18 protein-coding genes and 12 tRNA genes are annotated in these 21398 nt (G+C 57.1%); 3 read left to right on the forward strand and 27 right to left on the reverse strand.

What is annotated here, in order from left to right; translation table 11 throughout:
* Positions 1-44: 44 nt before the first annotated feature.
* Positions 45-1358, forward strand: a complete 1314-nt coding sequence (locus tag I6G90_RS12630) for a sodium-dependent transporter (RefSeq protein ID WP_111807035.1) — start codon at positions 45-47, stop codon at positions 1356-1358.
* Positions 1359-1361: 3 nt separating this feature from the next.
* On the opposite strand, the gene I6G90_RS12635 is transcribed toward I6G90_RS12630, so the two are convergent.
* Positions 1362-2081 carry a substrate-binding periplasmic protein gene (locus tag I6G90_RS12635; RefSeq protein ID WP_197927771.1) on the reverse strand — a complete coding sequence of 240 codons (720 nt, stop codon included), beginning with the start codon at positions 2079-2081 and terminating at the stop codon, positions 1362-1364.
* Between the two features lie 429 nt (positions 2082-2510).
* On the opposite strand from I6G90_RS12635, the gene I6G90_RS12640 reads away from it, so the two are divergent.
* Entirely contained in the window at positions 2511-3824 is a 1314-nt protein-coding gene (locus tag I6G90_RS12640; protein WP_197927773.1) for a sodium-dependent transporter, read from the forward strand.
* A gap of 343 nt (positions 3825-4167) precedes the next feature.
* On the opposite strand, the gene I6G90_RS12645 is transcribed toward I6G90_RS12640, so the two are convergent.
* The 25 genes from I6G90_RS12645 to ruvA all read right to left on the reverse strand — a co-directional run bounded on the left by I6G90_RS12645 (position 4168) and on the right by ruvA (position 16939).
* A tRNA-Val gene (locus I6G90_RS12645) sits at positions 4168-4243 on the reverse strand.
* A 17-nt stretch (positions 4244-4260) separates the two neighbouring features.
* A tRNA-Lys gene (locus I6G90_RS12650) sits at positions 4261-4336 on the reverse strand.
* A gap of 38 nt (positions 4337-4374) precedes the next feature.
* A tRNA-Val gene (locus I6G90_RS12655) sits at positions 4375-4450 on the reverse strand.
* 17 nt (positions 4451-4467) lie between these two features.
* Positions 4468-4543 (reverse strand) — tRNA-Lys (locus I6G90_RS12660).
* Between the two features lie 22 nt (positions 4544-4565).
* A tRNA-Val gene (locus I6G90_RS12665) sits at positions 4566-4641 on the reverse strand.
* Between the two features lie 17 nt (positions 4642-4658).
* A tRNA-Lys gene (locus tag I6G90_RS12670) sits at positions 4659-4734 on the reverse strand.
* A gap of 24 nt (positions 4735-4758) precedes the next feature.
* Positions 4759-4834, reverse strand: a tRNA-Val gene (locus tag I6G90_RS12675).
* A gap of 17 nt (positions 4835-4851) precedes the next feature.
* Positions 4852-4927 (reverse strand) — tRNA-Lys (locus I6G90_RS12680).
* Positions 4928-4952: 25 nt separating this feature from the next.
* Positions 4953-5028 (reverse strand) — tRNA-Val (locus I6G90_RS12685).
* A gap of 17 nt (positions 5029-5045) precedes the next feature.
* Positions 5046-5121, reverse strand: a tRNA-Lys gene (locus I6G90_RS12690).
* 25 nt (positions 5122-5146) lie between these two features.
* A tRNA-Val gene (locus I6G90_RS12695) sits at positions 5147-5222 on the reverse strand.
* 31 nt (positions 5223-5253) lie between these two features.
* Positions 5254-5329, reverse strand: a tRNA-Lys gene (locus I6G90_RS12700).
* A 174-nt stretch (positions 5330-5503) separates the two neighbouring features.
* Positions 5504-6307: a tol-pal system protein YbgF gene (gene ybgF, locus I6G90_RS12705; protein WP_042063603.1), complete on the reverse strand. Its 804-nt coding sequence runs from the start codon at positions 6305-6307 to the stop codon at positions 5504-5506.
* 158 nt (positions 6308-6465) lie between these two features.
* Positions 6466-6990, reverse strand: a complete 525-nt coding sequence (pal, locus tag I6G90_RS12710) for a peptidoglycan-associated lipoprotein Pal (RefSeq protein ID WP_005304908.1) — start codon at positions 6988-6990, stop codon at positions 6466-6468.
* A 49-nt stretch (positions 6991-7039) separates the two neighbouring features.
* Positions 7040-8365, reverse strand: coding sequence for a Tol-Pal system beta propeller repeat protein TolB (gene tolB / locus I6G90_RS12715; RefSeq protein ID WP_033135654.1), 1326 nt, complete (start codon positions 8363-8365; stop codon positions 7040-7042).
* 95 nt (positions 8366-8460) lie between these two features.
* Positions 8461-9594, reverse strand: coding sequence for a cell envelope integrity protein TolA (tolA, locus tag I6G90_RS12720; protein ID WP_042063601.1), 1134 nt, complete (start codon positions 9592-9594; stop codon positions 8461-8463).
* Between the two features lie 5 nt (positions 9595-9599).
* Positions 9600-10046 (reverse strand): protein TolR, encoded by a 447-nt coding sequence (gene tolR, locus I6G90_RS12725; protein ID WP_005335733.1) that lies wholly within the window; start codon positions 10044-10046, stop codon positions 9600-9602.
* Positions 10046-10735 carry a protein TolQ gene (gene tolQ / locus I6G90_RS12730; RefSeq protein ID WP_042063600.1) on the reverse strand — a complete coding sequence of 230 codons (690 nt, stop codon included), beginning with the start codon at positions 10733-10735 and terminating at the stop codon, positions 10046-10048. Before tolQ ends, tolR begins: the two co-directional genes overlap by 1 nt.
* Positions 10725-11132, reverse strand: a complete 408-nt coding sequence (ybgC, locus tag I6G90_RS12735; RefSeq protein WP_042063599.1) for a tol-pal system-associated acyl-CoA thioesterase — start codon at positions 11130-11132, stop codon at positions 10725-10727. Before ybgC ends, tolQ begins: the two co-directional genes overlap by 11 nt.
* 105 nt (positions 11133-11237) lie before the next feature.
* Positions 11238-11549, reverse strand: a complete 312-nt coding sequence (locus tag I6G90_RS12740; RefSeq protein WP_041202810.1) for a cyd operon YbgE family protein — start codon at positions 11547-11549, stop codon at positions 11238-11240.
* Positions 11536-11652 (reverse strand): cytochrome bd-I oxidase subunit CydX, encoded by a 117-nt coding sequence (gene cydX, locus I6G90_RS12745; RefSeq protein WP_005304933.1) that lies wholly within the window; start codon positions 11650-11652, stop codon positions 11536-11538. Before cydX ends, I6G90_RS12740 begins: the two co-directional genes overlap by 14 nt.
* 14 nt (positions 11653-11666) lie before the next feature.
* Positions 11667-12803 carry a cytochrome d ubiquinol oxidase subunit II gene (cydB, locus tag I6G90_RS12750; RefSeq protein WP_197927775.1) on the reverse strand — a complete coding sequence of 379 codons (1137 nt, stop codon included), beginning with the start codon at positions 12801-12803 and terminating at the stop codon, positions 11667-11669.
* 11 nt (positions 12804-12814) lie between these two features.
* On the reverse strand, positions 12815-14371 hold the full coding sequence (locus tag I6G90_RS12755; RefSeq protein WP_042656377.1) for a cytochrome ubiquinol oxidase subunit I: 1557 nt from the start codon (positions 14369-14371) through the stop codon (positions 12815-12817).
* 934 nt (positions 14372-15305) lie between these two features.
* On the reverse strand, positions 15306-16316 hold the full coding sequence (gene ruvB / locus I6G90_RS12760; protein ID WP_042063596.1) for a Holliday junction branch migration DNA helicase RuvB: 1011 nt from the start codon (positions 16314-16316) through the stop codon (positions 15306-15308).
* 8 nt (positions 16317-16324) lie between these two features.
* Positions 16325-16939, reverse strand: coding sequence for a Holliday junction branch migration protein RuvA (gene ruvA, locus I6G90_RS12765; protein WP_042063595.1), 615 nt, complete (start codon positions 16937-16939; stop codon positions 16325-16327).
* A gap of 260 nt (positions 16940-17199) precedes the next feature.
* On the opposite strand from ruvA, the gene I6G90_RS12770 reads away from it, so the two are divergent.
* On the forward strand, positions 17200-19209 hold the full coding sequence (locus I6G90_RS12770; protein ID WP_111806228.1) for a methyl-accepting chemotaxis protein: 2010 nt from the start codon (positions 17200-17202) through the stop codon (positions 19207-19209).
* A 100-nt stretch (positions 19210-19309) separates the two neighbouring features.
* Here I6G90_RS12770 and I6G90_RS12775 read toward each other — a convergent pair whose 3' ends face one another.
* Entirely contained in the window at positions 19310-21283 is a 1974-nt protein-coding gene (locus tag I6G90_RS12775) for a bifunctional 2',3'-cyclic-nucleotide 2'-phosphodiesterase/3'-nucleotidase (protein ID WP_197931196.1), read from the reverse strand.
* Between the last annotated feature and the right edge of the window lie 115 nt (positions 21284-21398).

The raw sequence follows: 21398 nt of genomic DNA on the forward strand, positions 1-21398 counted from the left end.
AGCGCCATTCTGCCCCCGACAAGGGGCGCTCGATTGGAGTTCTTATGAAGCAGTCCCAATGGTCATCCCGACTCGGCTACATCCTCGCCGCTGCGGGTTCCGCAGTCGGTATCGGCGCAATCTGGAAATTCCCCTACGTCACCGCCGTCAACGGCGGCGGCGCCTTCCTGCTGGTCTTTCTGCTGTTCAGCTTCACGCTGGGGGTGGCGGTACTGATGGGGGAGACTCTGCTCGGCAGCATGAGCCGCCGCGGGGTAGTGGGTGCCTTCTCCGAACTGCTCGGCAAACAGTGGCGCTGGGTTGGGGTAATGGGGGTGATCTCTACCCTGCTCATCTACTGCTTCTACAGCGTGGTGGGCGGCTGGACGCTCGGTTATACCGGGATGGCCATCTCCGGCGATCTCAACCATGGTGATGCGGCGGCCCTCACCGCCCGCTTCAATGACTATGTCAGCGGGGATGTCTGGCCCATCCTCACCCACCTGCTGTTTGCCGCCCTCACCTGGATGGTGGTGCAAGGGGGCATCCAGAAAGGGGTGGAGCGCACCTTGCGCTGGATGATGCCCGCCCTGTTCCTGATGATCCTGATGCTGGTCGCCTTTGGCCTTACCCTGCCCAATGCGATGGAGGGGGTGCGTCACTTCCTGATGCCCGATTTCAGCAAGCTGGGGATGTCCGGCGTGCTCGACGCCATGGGGCTGGCCTTCTTCTCCCTCTCCATCGGTCTTGGCATTCACACCACCTACGGTGCCTATCTGCCGACCAGCGAAGGGGTCGGTCGCTCCAGCCTCTGGGTGGTGCTGCTGGCCAGCATGGTGGCGGTACTGGCGGGTCTGATGATCTTCCCGGTGCTGGCCTCGACCGGTATCGACCCGGCTGCCGGACCCGGCCTCACCTTTATGACCATGCCGGCGGTGTTCCAGCTGTTGCCATTCGGTCAGGTGCTTGAGGTGATCTTCTTCGCTCTGCTGGTGTTTGCGGCGCTCTCCTCAGCCATCTCGCTGCTGGAGCATTTGCAGTGCTTCCTGTGCGAAACCTGGGGCTGGTCACGCCGTACGGCCTGCAGCGCCATCACGGCGGTGGTGATGCTCAACGGCATTCCGGTCAGCCTGTCATTTGGCCCGCTGCAACACGCCACCCTGTTTGGCAAAACCATCTTCGAGCTGCTGGACTTTGTCACCTCCAACCTGATGATGCCGCTGTTCGGCCTGATGGTAACGCTGCTGCTGGGCTGGAAGCTGGGACGCAAGGCATTGCCGCACGGGCTCTCGGCCCACTGGAATCACCTGCTGATGAACTGCTGGCGCTGGGTTGCCCCCTTGCTGATCGGCGGGATCCTGGTGCGCGGTCTGGTGTGACGGTTACTCTTCGCGGGTGGGCCCGCCGGCCCGCCCCTGTGCGGCTCTGACGGCATCAAGGGCATGCTGCCAGCGGGTGATCTCGGCATCATCCGTCCCCCTGGAGAAGACGATATAGAGACCGGCCTGATGGAGCAGTACGCCACTGCTGGCCACGCTGCGGCGGGATAGCCCCATCTTGTCGAGGGTGGCATCCATCACCAGCTCCGCCATCGGCAAAGCATCGATCTTGCCCAACATCAGCCGATCTATCGCCTCGGTGACCGTCTGATAGCGCACCAGATTGGTATACCCCTCGTGGGTCAACCGCACATCATCCGCATTGCCCAATACCACGCCCACTCTGGGCAGATCCCGCAGTTGGGCCAGCGAAGTCAGCGGGTGGCGGCTCCCGGGCACCTGATAGATAAACACCCGATTGATAAAGAGTGGCCCCACCCATTTGAAATGGGACTCCCGCTCCGGGAGTCGCTGAACCACGAACAGGCCATAGCCGGGCTCGACCCGCGCCAGTGCCAGCGCCCGCTTGAGCGGGTAAATTCGCACCGGATAGCGGGTGCCAAGCTCCTGCTGCACCTCATCGATCAAGCGGATGACGAATCCGTCGAGCTTGCCGTCGCGGTATTCGGTAAAAGGGGGTAAATCGTGACTGAGCAGCGTGAGCCCGGGCTGTGCCGACACACCCAGGCAGGCCAGCAGCCAGGGCAGCACCATCCATCTCATACGACATCCTGTCATATTTTTTATCCCGTCAGCGCCATGTGGTGGCCACTAGTTCCATAAGAAGCTTTGACGATTATCGCCCAGTAAATAGCCACTGGGTAGAAAAGATGCAGCCCGGCGACAGGCTTGTCCATCGAGTGGTACGCAGTGGAAGTGTGGCGATAGCTGCCCACATAAAAAATTTTTGATTTTATGTGTCAATTATTCTTTCCATGGTTTAGGCTGTTCCCTCACTCGTTTTCAGGCTGTCACCCCATGTCTTCCATCCTCGTGCTGTTTGGTCGATTTTTTAGCTCGCAAGAGAGGTGACCCTGCACGCACAGTTTTCTGAATGTTCATTGCAAAGGTCGCCTCGGGCGGCCTTTTTGTTGTCTGTCGTTTATTGCTACTCAGGAGTATTACTTCGATGTCGTGTTACCCGGAGGTTGTATGAGCCAGGTTCAGTGGTCTTCCCGTCTTGGTCATGTGCTGGCCGCAGCAGGCACCGCGATTGGCCTTGGTGCCATCTGGAAGTTTCCCTATGTGACCGCCACCAATGGCGGTGGCGCCTTCCTGCTGGTGTTTCTGCTGTTCAGCTTCACCCTCGGGGTGGCGGTACAGGTCGGTGAGACCCTGCTCGGCAGCCATAGCCAGCGCGGGGTGCTCGGTGCCTTCCGCAAGCTGGTGGGGCCGAACTGGCGCTGGATGGGGTATATGGGGATCCTCTGCGGCTTCTTTATCTACAGCTTCTACAGCGTGGTCGGTGGCTGGACCGTGGGCTACGCCGCCCTTGCGATGGCTGGCAAGCTCAACCTGAGCGAGGGAAGTGCGCTGACCGCCCTGTTCAATGGCTATGTCAGCAACCCCTGGTGGCCGGTGCTGACCCATCTGATCTTCGCAGGTCTCACCTGGTGGTTCGTGCAGGGGGGCATTCAGAAAGGGGTGGAGCGGGCACTGCGTTGGATGATGCCTGCGCTGTTCATCATGATGTTGCTGCTGGTGGGTGTTGGTCTCTCCATGCCGGGCTCCATGGCGGGGGTACGTCAGCTGCTGCTGCCGGACTTCTCCATGCTGACCGGCCAGAGCGTGCTGGATGCGCTGGGACTGGCCTTCTTCTCCCTCTCCATCGGGCTCGGGGTACACACCACCTATGGCGCCTACCTGCCCAATAGCGAAGGGGTTGTGCGCTCCGGCGTCTGGGTGGTCACCCTGGCGAGCATAATCTCGGTACTGGCTGGGCTGATGATCTTCCCGGCGCTGGCCTCCACCGGCATCGACCCGACTGCCGGGCCCGGGCTCACCTTTATGACCATGCCTGCCGTGTTCAGCCATCTGCCGTTCGGTCAGGGGTTAGGTGTGATCTTCTTCCTGCTGCTGCTGGTCGCCGCGCTCTCCTCCTCCATCTCCATGCTGGAGCATCTGGTGCGCTTCACCACCGAGGAGTGGGGCTGGTCGCGTCGTGGCGCCTGCCGGGTGCTGACCCTGCTCATCATGGCCTCCGGCATTCCGGTGAGCCTGTCGTTCGGTCCATGGAGCGATCTGACCCTGTTTGGCAAAACCATCTTCGAGCTGCTCGACTACCTCACCTCCAACCTGATGATGCCGCTGTTTGGGCTGGTGCTGACCCTGCTGCTGGGCTGGCGACTGGGTGATGCCATATTGCCTGCGGGCCTCTCACCCGCCCTGCGTCTGGCACTGCTCTGGTGCTGGCGCGTGGTGGCGCCGCTGCTGATCAGCGGGATCCTGATCCGCGGGATCATGTAACGCTTTGCGCCCCCTTGCGGGCAGGCCTTGGCCTGCCCTTTTTATTGCTGACGTTTATTTTATGGCTGGCATTCATATGGGCAGCATCACGATGGACAGGAGTGCAGTCGGGCAATCTCGGCAGAGCAGAGTAGAGGAGGTGCGATGTTGCTATGTGGCGGTGTGGCGGTGTGGCGGTGTGGCGGTGTGGCACGATAAGAGGTGGCGTTCGGCTCGTCACAACGGCAACAGAAGATGTTGGAGGACTGAATTGCGGGCAAAAAAAATCCCCACCTGAGTGGGGATTTTTCTCTGAAACATTGCTACAGATTTCAGCTTTTTCTTACGCTTTTCACTACAAATATGGTGGTCGTTACTGGGATCGAACCAGTGACCCCCTCCTTGTAAGGGAGGTGCTCTCCCAGCTGAGCTAAACGACCTGGGATTCTTGAAATGATGGTGGGTCGTGCTGGATTCGAACCAGCGACCAATTGATTAAAAGTCAACTGCTCTACCGACTGAGCTAACGACCCATCTAGATCATTTTTACTTACGTTTTTTACTACAAATATGGTGGTCGTTACTGGGATCGAACCAGTGACCCCCTCCTTGTAAGGGAGGTGCTCTCCCAGCTGAGCTAAACGACCTGGGATTCTTGAAATGATGGTGGGTCGTGCTGGATTCGAACCAGCGACCAATTGATTAAAAGTCAACTGCTCTACCGACTGAGCTAACGACCCATCTAAATCATTTTTTACAAACTGGTGGTCGTTACTGGGATCGAACCAGTGACCCCCTCCTTGTAAGGGAGGTGCTCTCCCAGCTGAGCTAAACGACCTGGGATTCTTGAAATGATGGTGGGTCGTGCTGGATTCGAACCAGCGACCAATTGATTAAAAGTCAACTGCTCTACCGACTGAGCTAACGACCCATCTAAATCATTTTACTTACAAACTGGTGGTCGTTACTGGGATCGAACCAGTGACCCCCTCCTTGTAAGGGAGGTGCTCTCCCAGCTGAGCTAAACGACCTGGGATTCTTGAAATGATGGTGGGTCGTGCTGGATTCGAACCAGCGACCAATTGATTAAAAGTCAACTGCTCTACCGACTGAGCTAACGACCCATCTAAATCATTTTTACTTACAAACTGGTGGTCGTTACTGGGATCGAACCAGTGACCCCCTCCTTGTAAGGGAGGTGCTCTCCCAGCTGAGCTAAACGACCTGGGATTCTTGAAATGATGGTGGGTCGTGCTGGATTCGAACCAGCGACCAATTGATTAAAAGTCAACTGCTCTACCGACTGAGCTAACGACCCATCTAAATCATTTTTACTTACAAACTGGTGGTCGTTACTGGGATCGAACCAGTGACCCCCTCCTTGTAAGGGAGGTGCTCTCCCAGCTGAGCTAAACGACCTGGGAATTCTGTCTCCACCGAGTGGAGAAAATGGTGGGTCGTGCTGGATTCGAACCAGCGACCAATTGATTAAAAGTCAACTGCTCTACCGACTGAGCTAACGACCCTCACCACGACCAGTTCCGACTGCATTACTGCTTCGGCTCTGACGGCGGCCTATATTACGGATTTAAATTTCCGGTGCAACAGAAAATTCGTAATTTAAATCCGTTTGCTCACTGTGCGTACAAATGTGGGCTGTTTTTACAGTAGCGTTACGAAAACAGTGACATACAGCAATGTTACAGCTTGGCCAGACTCTGTTTGGCCAACTGGGCCGGCGAGGTGTTGGGATAGCCCTTGATCACCTGCTCATAGAAGGTTTTGGCTTCCGCTTTCTTGCCATCCAGCTGCGCCAGCATACCCAGCTTCAGCAGCGCATCGGCACGTTTGGGGGATTTGCTGTATTTGTTGGCCACGGTCGAGAACTGGGCCGAGGCGCCGGCTCTGTCACCCTTGTTGAACAGCAACTGGCCGAGCCAGTAGTGTGCATTGGGGACATAGCCTGAATTGGGGTACTGCTTGATGAAGCCCTGGAAAGCCGGAATGGCTTTGTCATAGTTCTTCTCTTTGAGCACCATGTTGACCGCGGCGTCGTAGGCCTGATTCTCATCCTGATTGGTTGAGTAATTGGCTGCGGCAGCCGGTGTAGCGGCAGCAGCAGGGGCCGCTGCCGCCGGAGCAGCCTGCTGGCTGCTGGCAACCTTGTCGAGCTCCTGATAGAGCTGACGCTGGCGCTCTTGCGACTGTTCCATCTGATAGGTCTGCTGTTCCAGCTGACCACGCAGCTCGGAAACCTCCCCTTGCAGGGAGTCGACCTGTTGCTGCAATTCAGCTTGCAGCCGCAGACGGGCATTGAGGGTGCGCTCCAGCAGGGCAACCCGATCTTCCAGGCTACCGGTGGGCACGATGGCGCCGTTGTTGCCGCTAAGGACAACCCCGCCACCCGAGTCACCGCCCAGATCGCTGACAGGAGCCGCCGCATGCGCATTCAGAGCAACCAATACGGCCAGCGCAACAACAGCTTGCTTGTACACAGATTTCATTCGGATCAAACCTTAGCGTTTAGTGCAAATAAAACGGCCAGCGCCATCGTCGCTCGCTTATACAGATTTCATTCGGATCAAACCTTGGCGTTTAGTGCAAATAAAACGGCCATCGAAATGGCCGCTTGCATATAAACGAACTTCGTTCGGTTCAAACCTTAGTAAACCAGAACCGCGCGGCGGTTTTTGGCAAAGGCATCCTCGGTGTGAGACATGTCCAGCGGCTTCTCTTCGCCATAGCTGACGATGGAGAGCTGCTCGGCCTGCACACCCAGGGTTTGCAGATACTTGGCGACAGCCTTGGCACGACGCTCGCCCAGGGCGATGTTGTACTCCGGAGTACCGCGCTCATCGGCGTGACCTTCGATCAGGACTTTAACGCTCGGGCGCTCGCGCAGGTAGCTGGCGTGGGCATCCAGCAGATCAGCGTACTGACCCTGGATATCGTAACCGTCGAACGGGAAGTAGATCACGTTGTCACGTTGCAGTGCTTCGAACTTCTGACGCATCTGCTCTTCCGGGGACAACATGCCGTTGGCGCCGCCGGTTTGTACACCGCCCATGCCGTCGGTCATACCTGACTCAGCGCCAGCGGCGTCAGAATCAGAAGAAGAACTACAAGCGGCCAGGGTGAACAGTGGCAGTGCGATGGCCAAACCCTTGAGCAGTTTATTGAGTTGCATGCTATTTCCTTAAACCTTTATAACAAAACAAAAAACAATTGGATTTTTATCAATTCAAGAAGGGCGACCAAGCTGGTGCACGAATTTCACCGCTACTGGTCGGAAGCACAGCCTTGAAGCGACCATCAGTCGACACCAATGCGAGACTCTTACGACCCTGATAGATGGTGGCATAAATGATCATGCTGCCATTGGGTGCCACACTTGGGGACTCGTCAAGTGCGCTCTGAGTCAGGACCAACTGGGCATTGTTTTCCATGTCCTGACGGGCAATACGGTATTGCCCCTGAACACGGGTTACCATCACCATGATTTTGCCATCAGGAGTAATGGATGCACCCTGGTTGGATTCACCTTCCCAAGTCATCCGGCGAGTCATACCAGTCGCCAAATTTACGCTATAAATCTGGGGTTTGCCACCACGTTCAGAGGTGAACAACAAATTTTGCCCGTCCGGCAGCCAGGAGGGTTCGGTGTCGATCACCCGGCTGGTAGTCACCCTGGTCAACTGCTTGCTAGCGACATCAACCACATAGAGGTTCGGTGACCCATCTTTGGAGAGAACGATAGCCAGACGACGACCATCCGGAGACCACTCCGGCGCCCCGTTGATACCACGGAAACTGGTGATCAGGCTGCGCTGCTGGGTGTAGATATCCTGCACGTAGATTTCGGATTTCTGGTTCTCGAAACTCACGTAGGCCAGCTTGCTGCCATCCGGCGACCAGGAGGGAGACATCAGCGGCTCGCGGGAGCGCAGCAGGGTCTTCTCGTTGTAGCCGTCGTAATCAGAAATGCGCAGCTGATACGGGAACTGGGTACCCTGCTGCACGGAGACGTAAGCCAGACGGGTCAGGAAGGCACCGCGCTCGCCAGTCAGACGCTCATAGACGATGTCGGAGATGCGGTGGGCAAACTGGCGCATCTGGGCACCCGGGATGGTCGCCATACGGCTATCCAGGATGTAACCGTTGCTCTCGCCACCTTGCGCCTTGGCCAGCTGACCTTTCAGCACATCGACCAGCTCGAAGTTGATCTTGTAAGTGCCGTCACCGACTGCCGAAATGGAACCCACCACCACGGCTTCAACCCCTTGGGAAGCCCAGGGCGCGAAGTTGATCTCGCTGCTGCTGCTCGGGGTCTGCGGCATCTGGCCACGGGCCAGCGGCTTGAACTTGCCGCTGCGCATCAGGTCGTTGGAGACCACTTCCGCGATGTCCTGCGGCAGCTGCCCGTTGCCTTCCCACTTGAAGGGGGCGACGGCGATGGGGCGTGCGCTATCAATACCGCCGGTGATGACGATGTCCAGGGCCGCCTGAGCACTCTGGCCCAGCAACAAACAGCCAACCAAAGCAAAAAATACTTTTCTGATCATGGCTTAAATACTCGGTTCCAATAAAAATGAGCGGTTAAATTCCTTTCTCTGCGAGACGCTGCCAACCACTTGTAAACAACCTCGTTTTATCACGCTTAGATACTCGGTTCTAACTTCAGGTTAAATTCCTTCAACATCTCGAATGCCGCAGGATCCTTCGGCACAGGCAGTTGATTGGCTTTCAGGACAGCTGCCTTACCGGAACGACAGACCGCCGGGTCACCCTGGCCGTTATCTACCGATATGACAAAGCCACTGCTCGCAAGACGTACGCCGATAGTACATGTTTTGCCCCGCATGGTGGGATCCAAAATCATATACCGCTCAACAGTGGCCTTGATGAGCGCCGCATACTTGTCGACTTCGCCCTGGGCTGCTGCCGATGCTGCCTGACTGCGGGCATTCGCCTCAGCCGCCAGCTGCTGCTGCATCATCTCTTCCATCTCTTTTTGCAGCTTGGCCTGCTCGGCTGCTTTACGCTTGCGCTCAGCCGCGATCTTGGCCTGCTTGTCGGCCTCTGCCTTGGCTTTCTTCTCTGCGTCAGCTTTTGCCTTTTTGTCAGCCTCTTCCTTGGCCTTCTTCTCGGCGTCGGCTTTGGCTTTTTTCTCAGCCTCTGCCTTGGCTTTCTTCTCGGCTTCGGCCTTGGCTTTCTTGTCAGCTTCCGCTTTCTTGGCCTTGGCTTCGGCCGCCTTGGCCTTCTCCTCGGCCTCTTTCTTCTCTTGTTCCTTTTTCTTCTTCAGCGCCAGCGCCTTGCTCTCGGCTTCCGCCGCTTTACGCTCGGCTTCGGCCTTCTTGGTCTTCTGCTCTTCCAGCTTGCGGGCTTCCTCGGCTTTTTGGGCCTTCTCTTCCGCCTGCTTCTGCTCGGCCACTTTCTTCTGCTTCTCGGCCTCGGCCTTGCGGGTGGCCTCTTCGGCCTGCTTGCGCTTGGTCTCGGCGATGCGAAGCTGCTCCTGTTTCTGAGCCAGCTCGCGCTTGGCGAGGTCCGTGTCTTCCTTATCCTTCTCTTTCTCTACCTTCTGAGGCTTGGGCTGAGATTTCTGCTGCTGGATCTGCTTGGCCTGTTCGTTGAGGAAATTCTCATCGAGCATGACGGCATTGACGATCTGCCCCTTCGATTCGGGTCGTTTCGGTTTGCTGAAATCGAGCCCGACAAACAGGATGATGCCGATGATCAGGTGCAGCAGAAACGACGCGATGAGATAACCGGAAATACCACGCTTCACATCCATCTCCGTTAGTTCACCGGATCTGTCATCAGGCCAACCTGAGGCACGCCCGCATTCTTGAGGGCCACCATCAACAGGATCACCTCTTCGTAGCGCACGGCCTTGTCACCCGCGACCACCACGGGGGCATTCTGGTTGATCGCCAGATAGCCCATGGCTTTTTCGGTGATGTATTGCTGCATCGCCTCTGGCGTGCCACTTGGCACCGGCTCATCATCGGCTTCGCCAGCCTTGATGACATACTCGCCTTCGGTATTGACGCTGACGATGAAGGGCGGCTTGGCATCTTCCGGCAACTGCTCGGACTCAGCCTGTGGCAGATCCACCTTGACCCCTTGCGTGATCACCGGCGTGACCGCCATAAAGATGATAAGCAGCACCAGCATGACGTCGATATAGGGAACCACGTTGATCTCGGCCACCTTCTTGCGCCGGATCCGCTGATAGGTTTGCATTACTGATCACCCTGCTGCTGTGCAATTTGACGGTTCAGAATGGTGGTGAACTCGTCCATGAAGTTGGCGTAGGCGTTTTCCAGCCGCTCGACCTTGTTGGAGAAGCGGTTGTAGAAGATAACCGCCGGGATCGCGGCAAACAGACCCATGGCGGTAGCGATCAGCGCTTCCGCGATACCCGGTGCCACCATCTGCAGGGTGGCCTGCTGCACCTGACCGAGGGCGATAAAGGCGTTCATGATCCCCCATACGGTACCGAACAGACCGATATAGGGGCTGATGGAGCCGATGGTCGCCAGCACCGGCAGGTTGGATTCAAGTTCATCCACCGCACGGGAGAGAGAGACGCGCATGGCACGGTAGGTACCGTCCATCACCGCATCCTGACCGCGGGCACCGGCCTTGAGCAAGCGGGCATACTCCTTGAAGCCGGAGTAGAAGATATCTTCCATGCCTTCGATATCATCGCGGCGGGAAGAGGACTCCTGATAGAGGCGATTGAGATCGACCCCTGACCAGAAGCGATCTTCAAACTGTTCCGATGCGAGATTGGCCGCCTTGATCGCCTTGGAGCGCTGGATAATCAGCGCCCACGAGACAATAGACATGCTCATCAGGGTCATCATGACCAGTTTTACCAACAGGCTGGCTTGCCAAAACAGGCCAATAAACGAAATTTCAGCGTGCACTTAACAGCACTCCCTTGATTTTTTCAGGTATAGCTACAGGTTTCATTTGCGGATGACTGACACAGGCTATCTGTACCATGGCCTGGGTGATCAGTCGTCCATCAGCCGCCAGGATCTGCTGCGAAAAACGCAGGGATGCGCGTTTCACTTCAATCACTTGCGTTAATACAGTTAAAAGTTCATTAAAACGGGCCGCCGAGCGGAAATCGATCTCAGTTCGGCTCACCACGAAGGCATATCCCTCCTGCAGCCAGACGTCCTGTTCGACCCCTTTGGCACGAAGAAACTCGGTGCGAGCGCGTTCCATAAACTTGAGATAATTGGCGTTGTAGACGATGCCCCCGGCGTCGGTGTCCTCGTAGTAGACACGCACCGGAAACTCAAAGACTTCCCCCATAACAATCTGTGATCCATTCGACAGTCAGATGGGGGGCTATCATAGCGCAGGGCTGAATAGGAAAGAAGCAGGGGGAGACAGGGAAATCCTGCCTCCCCCCGTTTTTTATGAAAGGAAATATGAATGTGTCAGCCAGAGGCCATACAACAAACTGGGCCAGGCGAGCCAGGGGTTGAACAGCACACGTCCGGGCAGGCTTTTCAGATGAAAGCCAAGCCCGTTAAGCACGCCACAACAGACGGCCCACATCAGCCAGGGAGCAAGCCAGAGACCATGCTCGCTGGTGTTGGCCGCGATCAGATTGGGGGCCTGTAAAATAGCGACGGCCAACAAGGCCGCCGCGAGTAACATCAACCCCTGCCACGGCTGGCGCTCCAGTGGAGCGGCCAGCCTGGCGAGTCGATCACTTGTTTTCATCGATCTGACGATCCATGTTCTCGGTGTGTTCCAGCCACAGCGCATTGATGATGCCAAATGCACAGGCCAGCAACAGCCCCAGGATCCAGGTGAAATACCACATTGTCAGCGCACCTCTTAATAGAGAGATTGTTGGTTATCTTCGATGTGCTTGTTGGTTACCCGGCCAAACATCTTGATGTAAGTCCAGAGGGTGTAACCCAGCACAATCGGTACGAAGATCGCTGCAGCCACAGTCATCACCTGCAAGGTGTTGAAAGAGGCGGTAGCATCCCACATGGTCAGGCTCAGTGACGGCTCAAGGCTTGAGGGCATCACGAACGGGAACATGGAGAAACCGGCGGTGAGGATGACCCCGGCAATCGCCAGCGAGGAGCTGGTAAACGCCAGCCAGCCGATGTTCATGCGGGCAAACAGCGCAGTCAGCAGGCTCATGGCCAGACCCAGTACAGGAGCGGCCACCATCCACGGATAGAGGGTGTAGTTGTTCATCCAGGCACCAGCCTGCAGGACAACTTCCTTGTTCATCGGGTTGGATACCGCGTCGGTCGCGGCAGCCTTGACGATGACATACCCTTCCATACCGCTTACCCACCAACCCGCGGCAGCAAACAGCACCAGGGTCAGCAGTGAGCAGATCATGGCGGCAGTGCGGGAACGTGCCAGCACTTCACCATCGGTCTTCATCATCAACCAGGTTGCTCCCTGGGTGAGCAGCATGAACAGGCTCACCAGACCAGCCAGGATACCGAACGGGTTAAGCAAGCCAAAGAAGTTGCCGTGATAGGTCAACATCATGAACTGGTTAAACTCGAACGGAACACCTTGCAGCAGGTTGCCAAAGGCCACACCAAAGACGATGGGCGGCACGGCGCTACCGGCGAACAAGGCCCAATCCCAGTTGCTGCGCCATTTGGCATCAGCACGCAGCGAGCGGTACTTGAAACCGACCGGACGCAGGAACAGTGCCATCAGCGTCAGGATCATGGCGATGTAGAAGCCGGAGAAGGTCGCGGCATACACCATCGGCCAGGCAGCGAACAAGGCGCCGCCGGCAGTCACCAGCCAAACCTGGTTTCCTTCCCAGTGCGGCCCCATGGTGTTGAGCATCACGCGGCGCTCGACATCTTTCTTGCCGACGAACGGGAGCAGTGCGCCTACCCCCATGTCGAAGCCGTCAGTGATGGCAAAACCGATCAGCAGTACGCCGACCAGAGCCCACCAGATGACACGCAGAGTTTCGTAATCAAACATGGTCGCTCTCCTTATGCCTTGAGCTGTTCAAAGTGATACTTGCCAGTCTTCAGGCTGCTGGGGCCAAGACGGGCATACTTGAACATCAGGTACATCTCGATAACCAGAAGTACGGTATAGAACAGGCAGATACCGATCAGAGAGAACCAGATTTCAGCTGCAGGCAAGTTGGATGCAGACAGGGAAGTCGGCAACACCTCTGCAATGGTCCACGGTTGGCGACCATATTCAGCAACAAACCAGCCGGCTTCGATCGCGATCCACGGCAGCGGGATACCCCATAGCAGACCCTTGAGCAGCCACTTGCGCTGGCCGATCTGGTGACGGGCACTGTCATAGAAGGCCATACCAATCAGCACCAGCATCAGCATGCCGACGGCAACCATGATGCGGAAGGCGAAGAACAGCGGCAGCACCTGCGGGATGGAGTCATCCACCGCGGCCTTGATCTGATCGTCAGTGGCATCGGTCACGTTGCTGGTATAGCGCTTGAGCAGCAGACCGTAGCCCAGATCCTGCTTCACTTCGTCGAAGCGAGCGCGGGTCTCGTCAGACTTGTCACCGGATTGCAGCTTGGTCAGCAGATCGTAAGCGGTCATCCCGTTACGGACACGCAGTTCGTGCTCGCTCTTCAGATCCTTCAGACCGGTGACCTGACCGTCCAGAGAACGGGTCGCGATAATGCCCAGCGCATAGGGGATCTTGATGGCGTAGTCGGTGCGCATCTCTTCCTGATTCGGAATACCGAACAGGGTAAATGCGGCCGGAGCAGGTTCAGTTTCCCACTCGGCTTCGATAGCGGCCAGCTTCACCTTCTGCACTTCACCGGTCTCGTAACCGGATTCGTCACCGAGGATCAGCACGGACACGATGGAAGCCATACCGAACGCGGCGGCAATGGCGAAGGAGCGACGGGCAAACGCCACATCACGATTCTTCAGCAGGTAGTAGGAGGAGATACCCAGCACAAACATGGCGCCACAGGTATAGCCAGCCGCCACAGTGTGGACGAACTTGACCTGGGCAACCGGGTTGAGCACCACGTCAGCGAAGCTCATCATCTCCATTCGCATGGATTCGAAGTTGAACTCGGCACCGACCGGGTTCTGCATCCAGCCGTTGGCGACCAGGATCCAGAGGGCGGAGAGGTTGGTACCCAGCGCCATCAACCAGGTGGCAACCAGATGCTGCTGCTTGCTCAGACGATCCCAACCAAAGAAGAACATACCGACGAAGGTGGACTCCAGGAAGAAGGCCATCAGCCCCTCGATGGCCAGCGGGGCCCCGAAGATATCGCCGACATAATGGGAGTAATACGCCCAGTTCGTCCCGAACTGGAACTCCATGGCCAGGCCTGTGGTGACCCCCAAGGCAAAGTTGATACCAAACAACTTACCCCAGAATTTGGTCATGTCCCGGTAGATGGTGTTGTTGGTCATCACATAGACGGATTCCATGATCGCCAGGAGAAAAGCCATTCCCAGCGTCAGGGGTACAAACAAAAAGTGATAAAGGGCCGTCGCAGCGAACTGGAACCGCGATAGGTCTACCACATGCTCAGCAATCATGATGTTTCCTCACCGATTATTGGCACGGCTATTTTAAGTTTTAAGCACAAAGCTTCCGTTGGAGGTTATCGAATGAGCCTCGTTGAGACATGTCACAACAAAACGCGTTCAGTAACCACTGGCATTAACAACAAGGCAATACGAGAACACGAATAAAGCTAATGTTTAACAATTATAAAACAATCAGCCTGAATTTATTCTCGCCCATGATGACCGGGTTTTTATATCACCTTTATTTGATTGAAATCAATGTAAAAGGACCCGCCATACATGGCTTTAAAAGGCATTTTTAATCTATTTCACGATTATTGACGCGAGCCGGATCACAAAACATGACAAAACGTAAAACATTGATTTAAATCAATTTAAGAATTTAACATCCCGCCACCCCGTTTAATTTGAAAAGCGTGGATGACGCGCCTTTTCCCATGTTATCCGGGTCAGGCGATCTGATTCGAAAACTCAATTTAAAACTGCAAAGAATGCATACTCATGCGAACCAACTTCATCAATCAATACATTAGATAAACTAATTTGAAAAGTGCAATTTTTCTTGTTTGCCCGGGTCGATTCTAACTCCTACAATGCGCCTCGCAGTGAGGGCATACCCTTGGATACAGGCCGGTTAATCCGGGTTCACGGTACGTATTCGACGATCAATTTGAACCTGTCTATTGGAATCGAAGATGAAAAAGTTTGTTGCTAAAACCATCCGTTACTACAAGCTTTCCTTTGTTCAGCTCTATCAAATGAACCGACTCTGAGAGCTCGCGACGGCTCAACTGTTTATTTTCCGGTCTGTGTCCAGACGCACTCACTGTCTGTGAACATCCATCCTGAATTGTCTTTGCCCACCGCATCCGCCGTGGGCTTTTTTTTGCCCGGATAATAAAAAACCGCCTTTGACGGCGGTTTCATATTCAAACGACTGTTTTTACTTCTCATCTGGTCGCTGAAGACCGAAATGAGCGTAGGCTCGTGTGGTCGCAATCCGTCCTCTGGGTGTACGTTGCAGATACCCCTGCTGGATCAGATAAGGCTCCAGCACATCTTCGATAGTATCTTTCTCTTCCCCGATCGCGGCGGCCAGATTATCGAGACCCACCGGGCCCCCCATAAACTTGTCTATCACAGCCAACAATAACTTGCGGTCCATGAAGTCAAAACCTTCGTTATCGACATCCAGCATGTCCATGGCGCGAGCCGCAATGGGGCCATCGATGCGGCCATCGGATTTCACCTGGGCAAAATCGCGCACCCGCCTTAACAAACGATTAGCAATCCGCGGCGTGCCGCGAGAGCGACGTGCGACCTCAATGGCACCATCTTCCGTCATCTCGAGCCCCAGACAGCGGGCACTGCGGGAGACGATATCGGTCAGGTCCTTGACGTTGTAGAACTCCAGCCGCTGGACGATGCCGAAGCGATCCCGCAGCGGGCTGGTGAGTGAACCGGCCCGAGTGGTGGCGCCAATCAGGGTGAAAGGAGGCAGATCCAGCTTGATGGAGCGGGCCGCAGGCCCCTCCCCGATCATGATGTCGAGCTGGTAATCCTCCATCGCCGGATAGAGCACCTCCTCCACCACCGGACTGAGGCGGTGGATCTCGTCGATGAACAGCACATCATTCGGTTCGAGATTGGTGAGCAGCGCCGCCAGATCCCCCGCTTTCTCCAGCACCGGGCCGGAGGTGGTCTTGATATTGACCCCCATCTCGTTGGCGACGATGTTGGCGAGGGTGGTCTTGCCCAGACCCGGCGGGCCAAAGATCAGCAGGTGATCGAGCGCCTCGCCCCGCTGGCGCGCCGCTTCGATAAAGATCTCCATCTGCTCGCAGACGGTATCCTGACCGGTGTAGTCAGCCAGCTTCTTGGGGCGGATAGCCCGATCGATAATCTCATCCTCGCGCGCGGCGCTTGATGAGATAAGACGGTCTGCTTCAATCATCAACTACCTCACACCAGGCTACGCAGGGATTCACGGATGATCTCTTCCACCGACATTCCCTCTTTGGCGATCTTGCTGACAATCTGGCTCGCCTGCTGCGGCTTGTAACCAAGGGCAACCAGCGCACTGGCCGCCTCTTCGGTCACATCCGGCGCACGTAATTCGGGCTCACTGGCTGGCAAGGTGACCATGGCCGGAGAGAAGAGATCGTGGCTGACCCAGCCCTTGAGCCGGTCTTTCATCTCCACCACCAGCCGCTCGGCGGTCTTCTTGCCGACACCCGGTAGCTTGACCAGGGAGCTGATCTCTTCGCGTTCGACACTCAGCACGAACTGGGTAGCGGTCATGCCGGAGAGAATGGCCAGCGCCAGCTTGGGGCCGACTCCGTTGGTCTTGATCAGCTCGCGGAACAGCGCCCGCTCCTGCTTGTGGTTGAAACCATAGAGCAGCTGGGCATCTTCGCGCACCACGAAGTGAGTATGGATGGCCGCCTCCTTGCCGATCTCCGGCAAATCATAGAAGCAGCTCATCGGCATCTGCACCTCGTAGCCGACCCCGCCCACTTCCAGCAAGACCTCGGGGGGCTGCTTTTCAATGACAATGCCTCTCAAGCGACCAATCACGGCTCTCTCCTCACCAATACAACTATTCGTAAATTGGCTCATAGCATAAAGAATAACTGGATAAGTATCCAGCATAGGGCCGTGACAGGAGCGTTGTCAGAGAGGCTTTTTATTCAATTAGCCACCATGCTTGATCGGGTGCAGTCAGTGCACGGGATGTTTCAACACCGCAGCGGACCCTGACCGGGGGATAAACCACTACACTAAACCCGTTCGGAACCGAACATGGTGCCAATGTCGATACCAAGGAAGGCCATCACATGAAAATTGTTACCACCGCCAATCTGGGTCTTGCCATCTTGCTCGGCTGCACGCTGGGCATGGGGATCGTGGGCTGGTATGGCAGCCAGCGGCTTGCCGACCTGCTCTCCTATGTGCTGGGAGCCGCCTGGCAGACCGCCGATGGCGCCATGGAGGGGTCGATAGAGCTGGGCAATCAGCAGCTCTATATCCAGAAGATGCAAAACGGCGCGCCGCTCAATCGGGCCGAACTCGATGCTGCCAAGGCTGCAACCGATGATGCGCTGGCCCGGGTCAGCCAGGGCCAGCTGATCGATAGCGCGGCCCTTGCCTCCATGGATCAGCAGAAACAGGGCTATCAACAGCAGCAAGAGAAGCTGCTGGCGCTTTATCAGGCCTATACCGAGGCGGATCAGGCGCTGCATCAGAACGCCGACCTGATGGCCCGTCTCTCGACCCAGCTGGAGGTGATCGGCGATGGCGCGGTAGAGGCGCTGACCCAATCCCCCGACCAGACCATCAGCTGGAACAGCGGCCTCTCTACTCGCTGGGAAGCGGCCGACGGGGGTATGGAGTCCAACATCGGCTTTTTGCGCCAGCTCTATGCGCTGGAGAAGATGCGCAGACAGGGGGTCACGGCGGCGATCAAGGCCGAGCTGAAAGAGGCGACCGATTTCTACCACGAAGCGATCGACAGCATGCTCGGTACCGGGCTGTTTGATATCGAGGGAACCGGCGAATTTGCTGGCAAGACACTGTCGGCAGAGTATCGCGCCCTGCTGACCCGACATCAGCAATTGATGGGGCAGTGGATCGAGGCGCTCGGCAGCTATCAGGCCCAGCAGACTCTCTATGAGGCCAGTGCCGACCAGCTGAAACAACAACTGGTTGCCATCGAAGCGAGCGGTGATGCCACCGTCGAGGATCAGGTCACCCAACTCAACGGCATCATCAGCCAGACCCGCGCCCTGCTGCTCGGTGGCCTGTTGCTGAGCCTGATCATGGTCACCCTCTGCGGCTTCTGGCTGACCCGCAAGCTGGTGACGCCGCTGCTGCAAGTGGACAAACGGATGCAGGATATCGCCGCCGGCGAGGGGGATCTCAACGCACGCATCAACCTGCAACGGGATGACGAGATCGGTTCGCTGGCCAACAGCGTGGATCGCTTCATCGAAAAATTGCAGAAGATGATCAGCTCCACCATGGACAACAATCAGCACATCAGCGAACACGTCCACACCTCGGTCAACCGGGTGGAAGCGATCAGCCAGAGCAGCCGCCAGACCGCCGAACACGCCCAGGCACTGCACCACGACAGCGAACAGATGGTGCAGGTAGCGACCACCATCTCCGACAACTGCAGCATGGCGGCGCAGAATGCCAACGAGGTGCGCCAGCTGACCACCGAGAGCAGCCAGTACGTCGCCTCGGCCAGCGCGGGCATGCAGCGGGTGGTGCAGGAGGTGGGCGAGTGCGCCGTCGCCATCAACTCCCTCAAGGAGCAGGCGAGCCAGATTGGCCAGATCATCTCCACCATCAGCGGCATCTCGGAGCAGACCAACCTGCTGGCCCTCAATGCGGCCATCGAAGCGGCCCGGGCGGGCGAAATGGGGCGCGGCTTTGCGGTGGTGGCTGACGAGGTGCGCACCCTGGCCAATCGCACCGCCACCTCCAGCGCCGAGATCAGCCAGGTGATCAGCAGCATCCAGCAGCAGACCGAGACCGCCTACCTGATGATGCAACGCAACCTCAAGACGGTGGAGTCCGGCATGCAGGACTCCGAGAACACCAAGCAGATCCTGTTCAAGGTAGAAGGGGCCATCGACCAGCTGGCCGACATGGTGCAACAGGTGGCCGATGCCACCGGGCAGCTGTCACACACCCTGAGCCACTCCTCCGACAAGGTCTCCGGTATCAGCCTGCAAGCCAGAACCGGCGAACAGGAGGCGCAGGAGTGCCTGCAGCTCGCCTCCTCGCTCCATCAAGCCAGCCTGCTGCAACAGCGCCTGCTCTCCCAGTTCCGGGTGTAGCCAGCGCCCGCCGAACCCGGCGCAAAAAAATGCCAGTCCACGTGAACGGACTGGCATTTGCGTTTCTGCGGGCCGGACACACCATCCGGCCATCGGCTAGTTACTGGCGAACCAGACGGTAGATGGCGTAGCCCGGGTGCTTCTCGTCATCCATCGGCAAGGTGGACTGATAGGCCAGATCCTTGCCTGCCAGCGCCTTGGCCTCTTCACGGGGTGATGAGTAGAGACGGACATCCACCCCGGCAGGCAGCGCCTTCATGTGCCAGTTGTTGTCGGCAGCCGGGCTGAATCCTTGCGGATTGCTGGCGGAACGGGATTTCAGATATTGGGCGACGATTTCGCGCGTCTCGAAGGGATCTTCATGCACGATATTGCTGCCATCCACACCCGGGAAGTGGCCGCCCCCGCTGGCGCGGTAGTTGTTGGTCACCACATAGAACTTCTGGGCCGGATCGATGGGCTGGCCGTTGAAGGTCAGGTTGCTGATCCGCTGACCCTCGCTCACCTTCTCCCCCTCCTTGTTGTAACGGGCGGGCTGGGTGATATCCACCTCGTAGTTCACTCCGTCGATCACATCGAAGTTGTAGGTGGGGAACTTCTCGTTCACCAGCCACTGCACCTCGCCCTTGGCCGAGTCAACCCAGTTGAACTGACCGGCACTCATCTCCAGCCACTCCTTGACGGTGGCGCCGTTCACCTCGACCACCTGCAGGGTGTTCGGGTAGATGTAGAGGTCGGAGACGTTGCGCAGGGAGATATCCCCCGCCGTCACATAGGTGAAATCGGTAATGCCGTTGCGACCACCACGGAACGGGGCGGCGGCGGAGAGGATCGGATAGGACTCCTTGAGCAGGCCATCCTTTTGCAACTGCTCGGCATGCTGGCGCTGGGCATCGCTCACCAGCTGCACCGAGGGGTCATCCTGCACCAGCGCAAAGAAGCTGTGGATAGAGGAGGTGATCTTGCCGAGCGGGCGATCCAGCCACTGGTTGGTCGCGTCGTGATCCGCCTTGACCAGAGCCACTACCTGCTCGTCTACCTTGCTCCCTTCGCTGGAATCGATCTGGCGCAAGGCTGATTGGCTCTGCTTCACCTGCCACTTGCCAGCCACCTGCTCCAGCTTGAGATCGATGATCCCCAGATGGTTACCCCAGAAGCCCGGCATCACGGTGGGAATCCCGTTCAGGGTGCCCGCCTGATTATCCACCAACGGCAGATCCGGGAAGTCGCCGGGGAAGTTCTTGTGGGCATGGCCCAGCATCAGGGCATCGATCCCCTCGACCTTGGCCAGATGCCAGGCCGCGTTCTCCATCATGGCTTCGTAGCTGCCGGCATTGATGCCGGAGTGAGCGACCACCACCACCACGTCGGCCCCCTTGGCGCGCAGTTCGGGCACATAGTGGTTGGCGGTTTCGACCATGTCGGCCACCACCACCTTGCCTTCCAGATGACGCTTGTCCCACTGCAGCACCTGCGGCGGCGTCAGCCCCAGAATACCGACCTTGACGGTCTGCGGCTGGCCCTTGTCATCCTTCACCTGACGCTCCAGCAGCAGATAGGGGGTGAACTTGTTGCCGCTCCAGTCGATCTTGCCATTGCTATCACGCTTGAAGGCATCCCCCTCAAACACGTTGGCGTTGACGTAGGGGAAGTTGGCCCCTTTAAGGATCTTGCCCAGATAGTCGAGGCCGTAGTTGAACTCGTGGTTGCCGAGGTTGCCCACGTCATAACCCAGCTCATTCAGAGCCTTGATGGCGGGATGGGCCTGCTTGTCGAGGTAGCCGGCACCCGATTGCTCGAAAATGTAGTCCGCCAGCGGCGAGCCCTGGATCAGGTCACCGTTGTCCAGCAGCAGGTTGTTAGGGTTCTCGGCGCGGGCGGCGCGGATCAGCAGGGCGGTGCGGGAGAGACCGAATTTGCGATCCTCCTTGTTCTGATAGTAGTCATAGCCCAGCACATTGGAGTGGATATCGGAGGTCTGGATCAGCCGCAGCGAGACGGCACCGGGCTGCTCCTGCTTTTCTGCACCACAGGCAGACAGCAGCATGATGGAGGCAATGACGCCCAGCTTCATGGTTCTATTCACTGGATTTTCCTTATTTTTATCTAGCAAGTCACAAGGATGGAAAATTTCACCGGAGAATATGCCACAAACTGGCGTCTTGATTAATTTTTATGAAACCGGGCAG

The sequence above is a fragment of the Aeromonas allosaccharophila genome (assembly GCF_016026615.1).
Classification (GTDB): domain Bacteria; phylum Pseudomonadota; class Gammaproteobacteria; order Enterobacterales; family Aeromonadaceae; genus Aeromonas; species Aeromonas allosaccharophila.